Origin of the sequence: Clostridium sp. (assembly GCF_032552055.1) — a bacterium.
GTDB lineage: Bacteria > Bacillota > Clostridia > Clostridiales > Clostridiaceae > Clostridium.
The window spans coordinates 1-1079 of record NZ_JAWGSV010000445.1 but is presented as its reverse complement, the minus strand read 5'-3'; the positions used below and the strand labels follow the sequence as shown (position 1 = coordinate 1079).

At 26.6% G+C, this 1079-nt stretch carries 1 protein-coding gene; it reads right to left on the bottom strand.

All coding sequences use genetic code 11. From position 1 onward, the window contains the following. On the bottom strand, window positions 1-1038 hold a 1038-nt coding region (locus E6248_RS16290; protein ID WP_316341809.1), incomplete at its 3' end, for an ROK family protein. Between the last annotated feature and the right edge of the window lie 41 nt (window positions 1039-1079).

Sequence of the window (1079 nt, the reverse complement as noted above, 5' to 3'; positions counted from 1 at the left end):
CAATGGTTCCTTAAATAGTTCTCCATTAACTATAATTTTACTTGAGTCAATCATCATAGACAAATTATTTATAGTAATTGAAAGATATTTTATTGCAGAATGAAGTATAGTTATTATTCCAGCATCGCCTATACTATAGGCTTTTAATATAGTTTCTATTGTTATTTTGCTCTTATCTGCAACTAATTGCTTTAGGTATGTGGTTTCTGAATTATCAAAAAGTATTTGAGATTTTTTTATAATCCAAGCTTCACTTCCATAAGTTTGAAGACAACCTCTTTTACCACATTCACATAATTCACCTTCAGGATGAACAATTATATGTCCTATTTCTCCTACAAGAAAATTATCATCAGCATAAAGTTCTCCATTATACATATATGAACAAAACATTCCTCTACCAACGTGGAAGAATATAAAATTATCGTCAGTACCATTAGAATTAAATAATCTTTCAGCTAATGTCATACACTTAACATTGTTTTCAAAATAAATTGGTAGATTAATTTTATGTAATAAAATTTTAATATCGAAATTTTTCCAAAAGGAATTATTACTAATAATTGATTTAGCTTTTTTATCAAAATGACCAGGAAGTGCTATACCAATTCCTTCTGGGTTATATTCTTCGCAAGATTTCACGAAATTGTTCAATTCACTAGTGTAAAATTCTTCTGTTAAAGTTTTTTCTAAATCATAGCTAGCTAAATGAATAATTTTTTCTTTTAAAATTTTACCAAGATTATCAGTTAAACAAAATGATATATATTTTGGAGATAATTCGCTTCCTATATAAAAACTATGATTAGAAGATATGCCTAACAGTATTTTTTTTCTTCCTGATTTACTTTCTTCAGGTACAACTTCTCCAATTTCATGTATAAGCTTTTCTTGAATCATATTACCAGTGATTTCGCTAACTGTTGCAGGTGTAATTCCAGTTTCCTTTGAAATATCAATTCTAGAAATAGGTCCTTTAGCGTATATTTTATCTAAAATTTTAAATCTTAATTTTTGCTGTTTTTTTGTAAGTTTCATAAAGATCCTCCTTCTTTTAATAATATTATACAGTATTGATT